The 8,175-nt window shown below is 67.4% G+C and carries 9 protein-coding genes; 7 read left to right on the forward strand and 2 right to left on the reverse strand.

What is annotated here, in order from left to right:
* Positions 1-62: 62 nt before the first annotated feature.
* The 6 genes from AC07PZ_RS05915 (at position 63) to AC07PZ_RS05940 (ending at position 5,293) form a co-directional block, all read left to right on the forward strand.
* A complete protein-coding gene (locus tag AC07PZ_RS05915) occupies positions 63-1,043 on the forward strand; it encodes an isopenicillin N synthase family dioxygenase (protein ID WP_495294115.1) in 981 nt (326 codons plus the stop codon).
* A gap of 49 nt (positions 1,044-1,092) precedes the next feature.
* Positions 1,093-2,139, forward strand: coding sequence for an ABC transporter substrate-binding protein (locus AC07PZ_RS05920; RefSeq protein ID WP_495294116.1), 1,047 nt, complete (start codon positions 1,093-1,095; stop codon positions 2,137-2,139).
* The gene (locus tag AC07PZ_RS05925; protein WP_495294117.1) at positions 2,136-3,248 is read left to right on the forward strand and encodes an ABC transporter ATP-binding protein; all 1,113 of its coding nucleotides are present in this window, start codon (positions 2,136-2,138) and stop codon (positions 3,246-3,248) included. Before AC07PZ_RS05920 ends, AC07PZ_RS05925 begins: the two co-directional genes overlap by 4 nt.
* Positions 3,245-4,150 (forward strand): ABC transporter permease, encoded by a 906-nt coding sequence (locus tag AC07PZ_RS05930; protein WP_495294118.1) that lies wholly within the window; start codon positions 3,245-3,247, stop codon positions 4,148-4,150. The genes AC07PZ_RS05925 and AC07PZ_RS05930 overlap by 4 nt, the downstream gene beginning before the upstream one ends.
* The gene (locus tag AC07PZ_RS05935; protein WP_495294119.1) at positions 4,147-4,959 is read left to right on the forward strand and encodes an ABC transporter permease; all 813 of its coding nucleotides are present in this window, start codon (positions 4,147-4,149) and stop codon (positions 4,957-4,959) included. The genes AC07PZ_RS05930 and AC07PZ_RS05935 overlap by 4 nt, the downstream gene beginning before the upstream one ends.
* An 82-nt stretch (positions 4,960-5,041) precedes the next feature.
* Positions 5,042-5,293: a hypothetical protein gene (locus AC07PZ_RS05940; protein WP_495294120.1), complete on the forward strand. Its 252-nt coding sequence runs from the start codon at positions 5,042-5,044 to the stop codon at positions 5,291-5,293.
* A 101-nt stretch (positions 5,294-5,394) separates the two neighbouring features.
* Here AC07PZ_RS05940 and AC07PZ_RS05945 read toward each other — a convergent pair whose 3' ends face one another.
* Entirely contained in the window at positions 5,395-5,841 is a 447-nt protein-coding gene (locus AC07PZ_RS05945; RefSeq protein WP_495294121.1) for an RcnB family protein, read from the reverse strand.
* A gap of 190 nt (positions 5,842-6,031) precedes the next feature.
* Complete coding sequence (locus AC07PZ_RS05950) at positions 6,032-6,610, reverse strand: cob(I)yrinic acid a,c-diamide adenosyltransferase (protein ID WP_495294122.1); 579 nt, start codon at positions 6,608-6,610, stop codon at positions 6,032-6,034.
* 70 nt (positions 6,611-6,680) lie between these two features.
* Here AC07PZ_RS05950 and AC07PZ_RS05955 point away from each other — a divergent pair, with 70 nt between their 5' ends.
* Positions 6,681-8,105, forward strand: a complete 1,425-nt coding sequence (locus AC07PZ_RS05955) for an FAD-binding oxidoreductase (RefSeq protein ID WP_495294123.1) — start codon at positions 6,681-6,683, stop codon at positions 8,103-8,105.
* The last annotated feature ends 70 nt before the right edge of the window (positions 8,106-8,175 follow it).

Genomic DNA, 8,175 nt, shown 5'->3' on the forward strand with positions numbered 1-8,175 from the left:
CATTTGGTCCACTTGGCATGGAGATTGCGTCGAGCCCGCACTCTTCGTGAAAAGGAACAGCTGTGCAAACCATTCCGCTCATCGACTTGCAGGGCAATCTCGATGCCAGCAGCACCACGGCCCGGCAGTCGGCCGCCGAACTCCATGCGGCCCTCAGTTCGATCGGCTTCGCGTACATCGCGGGCCACAACGTGTCGCCGGCCAGCCGAGCCGCGGCGTTCGCGGCGTCCAGGGAATTCCACGCGTCGGCGCTGGAGAAGAAGCAGTCCCTCGCCATCAACGAGTTCCATCGCGGCTACATGGGCATGGCGACGTCGACGCTGGTGACTTCGTCGATCGCCAAGGTGACCAAGCCCAACATGAGCGAGTCGCTGATGATCATGCACACGCTGCCCGACGACGACCCCGCCATGCAGGCGAAGGAGCCGCTGCAGGGCCCGAACCAGTGGCCCGAATGGCTGCCGGACTTCAAGCCGGCCATGCAGGCGTACGAGCAGGAGGTCGACGTGCTGGGCCGCTACATCGTGCGGCTGATCTCGATCAGCCTGGGGATGGCACCGGACGCGCTCGACCACTACTTCGAGCGGCCGACCACCTTCCTGCGCGCGCTGCACTACCCGCCGCAACCGCCGCAGGAAACCGATGCCGTGGGCTCGGCGCCGCACACCGACTACGGAATCATCACGCTGCTCGCGCAGGACAACTCGGGTGGCCTGCAGGTGCGTCCGCGCGGCGGCGACTGGATCGAGGCGCCGCCGATCGAGAACACCTACGTGCTCAACGTCGGCGACATGCTGTCGCGCTGGACCAACGAGCGCTTCGTCTCGACGCCGCACCGGGTCGTCAACCGCTCCGGCGGCGACCGCTACTCGCTGCCCTACTTCCTCGATCCGTCGATGGACGCGCTCATCGAGTGCCTGCCCACCTGCACCGATGCGGCCAACCCGCCGAAGCACGATCCGGTGCTGTACGGCGACTACCTGATGCACCGTTTGAACAAGAACTACAACTACAGGCAAGACACGTCGAAGGCCACGGCCTGACAGCTTCCTCTCTCCTCCTTCCTTCCTTTCTCTTCTTCAAGGACACCCCATGAAAGCCTTCTCGCGCCGCGACTACCTGCAAGCCATGGCCGCGGCCGCCGGCATGTCGGCACTCGCCATCCCCGGCCTCTCGCTGGCTGCCCAGAACCTGGTCGTCAACACCTACGGCGGACGCTGGGAGAAGTTCTGGCGCACCGACCTGATGCCGATGTTCCAGAAGTCGAGCGGCGTGGAGACCACGCTGGACGTGGGCCTGGGCAAGAACTTCGTCGCCAACCTACGCGCCGCCGGCGTCGAGAAGCCGCCCTACAGCATCCTGATGCTCAACGAGAACATCGCGAGCCTGGTGCGCGCCGAAGGCTACTTCGAGCCGATCCCCGCGACCAAGGTGCCCAACCTCGCCAACGCCTATCCGTTCCTGCGCAACCCGGGCGACAACGGCGTGCGCGCCATCGTGTCGACCATCGGCATCGGCTACCGCAAGGACCTGGTGAAGACGCCGCCGAAGTCGTGGTCGGACCTGTGGAGCAACCCCGAGTTCAAGGGCAAGATCGGTCTCTACCAGATCGGCAACACGGCCGCGATGCTGTTCCTGCTGATGACGGCCAAGCTCTACGGCGGCTCGCAGGACGCGATCGACCGCGCCTTCACCGAAGTCAAGAAGCTGCTGCCCTTCACCCAGGCGGACTTCAGCGGCACGCTGTCGACGATGCTCACGCGCGGGGACGTGACCGTGGCCGTGATCGACTTTCCCGAGATCGTCGCGCTGCAGAAGAAGGGCGTGCCGGTCGAGATGGTGGTGCCGACCGAAGGCGTGCTGGCCTTCGAGCAATCCTTCAACGTGCTGAAGAATGCGCCGGCCAAGGAAGAGGCCTACAAGTACCTCGACTTCATCCTGCGCCCCGACGTGCAGGAAATGATGGCCAAGGAGTTCTTCACCTCGCCGACCAACACCAAGTCGAAGCTCGATGCCGAACTGGCCAAGGACGTGCCGGTGGCCGGCGAGGGCATGAAGAAGATCTTCCAGTTCGACTGGAGCAAGGTCAATCCGCAGGTCGCGGCGATCACCGACCGCTGGAACCGGGAGATGAAGTGAGCGTTGCGGCAGACGCGCGCCCGGCCGTCGGGCGGCGCACCACACGGGTGTCGCTCGATGGCCTGCGCAAGACCTTCCCGGGCGCCGCGGCGCCGGCGATCCAGCACCTGGAACTGAAGACCGAGGAAGGCGAGTTCATCTCGCTGCTGGGCCCGAGCGGCTGCGGCAAGACCACCACGCTGCGCTGCGTGGCGGGCTTCGAGTTTCCCGACCAGGGCCGCGTGCGGCTGAACGACGAGGACATCACCGACCTGCCGCCGGAGAAGCGCGACATCGGCATGGTGTTCCAGAACTACGCGCTGTTCCCGCACCTCACGGTCTATCGCAACCTGGCCTTCGGGCTGGAGATGCGTGGCATCGGCAAGGCCGAGTGCAAGCGCCGCATCGACGCGGTGCTGGCGATGGTGCAGCTCACGCCGATGGCCGAGCGCTATCCGCGCCAGCTGTCGGGCGGCCAGCAGCAGCGCGTGGCGCTGGCGCGCGCGCTGGTCATCGAGCCGCGCCTGCTGCTGCTTGACGAACCGCTGGCCAACCTCGACGCCGTGCTGCGCGAGGACATGCGCGTGTTCATCCGCGAGCTGCAGAAGCGCGTCGGCATCACCACGCTCTACGTCACGCACGACCAGGCCGAGGCGATGGTGATGTCCGACCGCGTGGCCGTGATGCTCGGCGGCAAGCTGCTGCAGTTCGACGTGCCCGAAGCCATCTACCTGCGTCCGCGCAGCATCGAGGTGGCGCGCTTCATCGGCCGCTCGAACCTGATCGAAGGCCGCGTCGAAGGCCTGGCCGACGCGGCCGGTCCGTATCCGACGTACCGCGTGAGCACGGCCCTGGGCGACGTGCCGGCCTGCTACGACCAGCCGCTCACGACCGGCCAGCCGGTACACGTGACGATCCGCCCCGAGGCGATCCGCTTCCGCGCCGATGGCCCTTACAGCGGCCTCGTGCAGTCCGCCTACTTCCTCGGCAGCACCGTCGAACACACGCTGCAGTGCGCCGGCGGGCAGAGCCTGCTGGTGCAGACCTCGCCGAGCCAGCGCGTCGATGCCGGCGCCTCGTCGGCCTTTGCCTTCGATCCGGGCCACGCCTGGGTCATCGCGGGCTCATGAGCGCGACCATGACGGCGCCATCGCCGGCGATGGGCACGGTGCGGCGCAAGCAGCCGCTCGGGCGCCGTGCGTTCTGGCTGATCGCGCCCGCGCTGGTGCTGGTCGGCGTGTTCCTGGTGCTGCCCTATCTCAACATCGTGAGCATGAGCCTGCGGCCGCCGGCCGTCGGCGCGCCCTATGGGGCCGGCTTCACGCTGTCCAACTACGCCACGCAGCTCAGCGACGGCTACGTGCTGGGCGTGCTGTGGGACACCCTGCTGCTCGGCTTCACGACCGTGCCGATCTGCCTGCTGCTGGGCTACCCGGTGGCCTTCCACCTGGCGCGCACCAAGTCGCGCTGGGGCAGCCTGCTCTACGTGCTCGTGCTGTCGCCGCTGCTCGTGGGCGTGGTGGTGCGCAGCTTCGGCTGGCTGATCCTGCTGTCGGGCAACGGCGTGGTGAACCGCGCGCTGATCGACATGGGCCTGATCCAGACCGGCCTGCAGCTGATGAACAACCGCCTGGGCGTGACCATCGCGCTGGTGCACGTGTTCCTGCCCTTCATGATCCTGCCGCTGGTCGGCGTGATCCAGGCGATCGACCCGACGCTGGAGCAGGCGGCACGCTCGCTCGGCGCGTCGCGCCTGAAGGTGTTCTGGCGGCTCACGCTGCCGCTGTCGTGGCCGGGCATCCAGGCCGGCACCATCCTCGTCTTCGTGCTCACGCTGAGCGCCTACGTCACGCCGGTGATGCTGGGCGGCGCGCAGGTCAAGACCATGTCGGTGCTGGTGGTTCAGAACCTGATCGACAACTTCCAGTGGCCGATGGGCGCGGCCCAGGCGCTGGTGCTGGCCTTCAGCGGCATGGCGGCGGTGCTCGTCTATGCGCGCGTGAGCGGCATCTTCACCAAGGGCATCCAATGAGACGCGCTCCCCTGTCCGCGCGCGTGGCCGACGGCTTCGGCCTGTTCTACGTGGGCGCCGTCTACGCGTTCCTGCTGCTGCCGATCGTCGTCATCATGCTGATGTCGCTCAGCGCGGGCGAGGTGCTGACCTTTCCGCCGCAGGGCATTTCGCTGCGCTGGTTCGGCGCGCTGTTCGCCAACGAGGCCTTCATGCGTGCCATCGGCACGTCGCTGAAGGTGGCCGCGATCGCCACCGTGTGTTCCACGGTGGTCGGCGTGGCCGGCGCGCTCTATGTGGTGCGCTACGCCACGCGCTTCCGCGAGAGCCTGCGCATGATGCTGATGCTCCCGCTGATGCTGCCGGAGATCCTCACCGCCATCGCGCTGCTGTTCTTCCTGTACGCGACCGGCATCGGCACGAAGACGATGTTCGGGCTGGTCGTCGGCCACGTGCTGGTGACGCTGCCCTACGTGTTCACCAACGTGGCGTCGACGCTCTACAACCAGGACGCGTCGCTCGAACAGGCGGCGCGCAGCCTGGGGGCGTCGCCGGTGCGTGCCTTCGTGCGGGTCACGTTGCCGCTGATCAAGTCCGGGATCATCACGGGCGCGCTGTTCGCCTTCGTGATTTCCTTCGACCTGTTCAACATGTCGCTGCTGCTCAAGGGCATCGGCATGACGACGCTGCCGCTGCAGCTGTTCGACTACCTGCGCTGGGATTTCGACCCGACGGCCGCGGCCGTGTCGACGGTCAGCATCCTGCTGACGCTGGCGGTGGTGATCGTGATCGACCGCACGGTCGGGCTGCGCTCGTTGCGCTTCGGATGATGCGCCATGTCAAATAAGTAAGGCAAAAGTGGTGCGGCGCGGTACATTGAGGGCGTCCCTCAGTTCTTGAAACGGATTCGCCATGGCATCGCTCCAGCAAACGCCCGCTTCCCCGAAGGCCGCAGCCGCGGCTGCACAGCGCGAGCGATTGCGACAAGGACTGCCGGCCACTGTCGAACTGCTCAAGCAGCGCCAGGCCGACCGCATCGACGACCGTGAGATCGACGCCTACGTGAGCCTGAACTGGCTCGAATGGCACGGCGGCGGGCTGCGGCTGACCATTACCGGGCGCAACGTCTGCGCGCAGACGGCGACACCGACCACCATCGACTGACCCGCGAGATCCCATGAAAAAGAGCCCGGAGGCGCTTCACGGCGCCGCCGGGCTCGGTCGTTGACGTTCAGTCCGCGGTCGGTCCGGCGGACTTCGCGGGCTCAACGGCTGCCGACGATGATCTGTGCGATCAGGCCGGTGGCGATCGCGGCAAGGACGTAGTCGCCACCGACGCCGACCCATTGGTAGCCGCGGGGCGGCTGCTGCAGGCGATGGGCACGCCAGTCGTCGACCACATAGTTGCGGCCGCGGTATTCATTCGGCACGCGCCCGCCGCGACGCCATTCGGCATGCGGCTCGGGGTAGCCGCGGCGATCGGCGAAGCGGCCGTCGCGGAAGTCCTGGCGGTCGCCGCGGTGATCGTTGTCGAAGCGGCCGCGATCACCGGGGCCGGGACCGCGATCGCCGCGGTTGTTTTGTTCCATGCGGCCGCGGTCGCCCGGGCCGGGGCCACGGTCATCGCGCCGGTCTTGCGCGAAGGCTCCGCCGGCCGCCATGCACAGGGCCAGCGCAGCGGTGGCGACGCTCATGCTTTTGGATCGGATCATTCTGGAACTCCTTCTGCGTTGTTGAGGATTGCAGTGTGCATCGCCCACGTGTCGCCCAGCCACGGGCGATGTGCGCAGGACGTGAAGGAGGTAAGACGACGTATCGGTGGTCGATGTCCTACCGGCGGGGCCGCGTGGCGTGCGGTTTGCCCGGTTGCCGTTCGGCGCGCCCGCTGCGGCCGCGGCCTGCTCAGCTTGCAGATTCGGCTGCGGCGCTGCGCGCCATCCGCTCGCTCTTCCAGTAGACGTCGTCACCGCCATCCATGCGGTTGAGCACGCGCGCCAGCACGAACAGCAGGTCGCTGAGCCGGTTCAGGTACTGGCGCGGACCGTCGTTGATGGCCGATTCGGCGCCGAGCGCCACGACGGCGCGCTCGGCTCGGCGTGCAACCGTGCGGCAGACATGCGCCATCGACGCGCCGCGGGTGCCGGCGGGCAGGATGAACTCGGCCAGACGCGGCAACGCGGCGTTGTGCTCGGCGAGCGCGTTGTCCAGCTGCAGCAGCGCGTCGGGCTTGAGCAGCGTGTAGCCGGGCATCGACAGTTCGCCGCCGAGATTGAACAGCTGGTGCTGCACGTCGACCAGCAGCTCGCGCACGGCGTCGGGCATCGGCTCGCACAGCAACACGCCGATCTGCGAGTTGAGCTCGTCCACGTCGCCCATCGCGTGGACGCGCAGGTGGTCCTTGGGAACGCGCGTGTTGTCGCCAAGGCCGGTGGTGCCGTCGTCGCCGGTGCGGGTGGCGATCTGCGTGAGTCGGTTGCCCATGATGCTGTCCTGAAGAAGTACGTTTCTTAGAATGGTAGACCTGCCCACCGGGCCTCAGGAAACCACCACCATGAACGCACCGACCGCCCTCGCCCACCTGACGCCCGAAATCGCCCTGCGCGATGTACCGGCGGCGCTGATCGAGGCGCTCAAGGCGCGCTTCGGCGAGCGCTGTTCCACCGCCCTGTCGGTGCGCACCCAGCACGGCCGCGACGAGTCGTCCTTCGAAGCACCGCCGCCGTCGGCCGTGGTGTTCGCGGAGAACACGCAGGACGTGGCGGATGCCGTCCGGCTTGCAGGCGACCACAGCGTGCCGGTGATCCCCTTCGGCGTCGGCTCGTCGCTGGAAGGCCATCTGCTGGCGGTACAGGGCGGCATCAGCGTCGACGTGTCGCGCATGAACCGCATCGTGTCGGTGAATGCGGAGGACCTGACGGTCACGGTGGAGCCCGGCGTGACGCGCAAGCAGCTCAACGAGGAGCTCAAGAGCGCCGGCCTGTTCTTCCCGATCGACCCGGGCGCCGACGCCTCCATCGGCGGCATGACGGCGACGCGCGCCAGTGGTACGAATGCGGTGCGCTACGGCACGATGCGCGAGAACGTGCTGGCACTCGAGGTGGTGACCGCCAGCGGCGACACGATCCGCACCGGCACGCGCGCGCGCAAGTCGTCGGCCGGCTACGACCTCACGCGGCTGATGGTCGGCAGCGAAGGCACGCTGGGCGTGGTGACGGAGATCACGCTGCGTATCTACCCGCTGCCCGAGGCGGTTTCGGCCGCGATCTGCTCTTTCCCGAGCATCGAGGCCGCGGTGCGCACGACGATCGAGACGATCCAGCTGGGCGTGCCGATCGCGCGCGTGGAGCTGATCGACGCCAATACGGTGCGGATGGTGAACAACTACGCGAAGCTCGGGCTGCGCGAGGAGCCGATGCTGCTGATGGAATTCCACGGTTCGCCCGCCGGCGTGAAGGAGCAGGCCGAGACGGTGCAGGAGCTGGCCAGCGAGCACGGCGGCAATGCCTTCGAATGGGCGACCACGCCGGAAGAGCGCACGCGCCTCTGGACGGCACGCCACAACGCCTACTTCGCGGCGATCCAGTCCCGCCCGGGCTGCCGCGCGATCTCGACCGACACCTGCGTACCGATCTCGCGCCTGGCCGATTGCCTGCTCGAATCGGTGACCGAAGCCGATGCGAGCGGCATCCCCTACTTCCTCGTCGGCCATGTGGGCGACGGCAACTTCCACTTCGGCTACCTGATCGATCCGAACGACGCCGACGAACGCGCCAAGGCCGAGGCGCTGAACCACGCGCTGGTGTCGCGCGCGATCGCTTTGGAAGGCACGTGTTCGGGCGAACACGGCGTCGGTCTGCACAAGATGGGCTTCCTCGTGGACGAAGCCGGCGCCGGGGCGATCGACATGATGCGAACGATCAAGCGGGCGCTGGATCCGAAGAACATCATGAATCCGGGGAAGATCTTCAGTCTTTGATGCTGTGCGGCCTCGGCTTGGGTGCTTGAGCGCCTTGGGTCGGGTGCTGGGGTTATGACGGCGGCATCGT

It is taken from the genome of Variovorax sp. GW821-FHT10B04 (assembly GCF_059415645.1).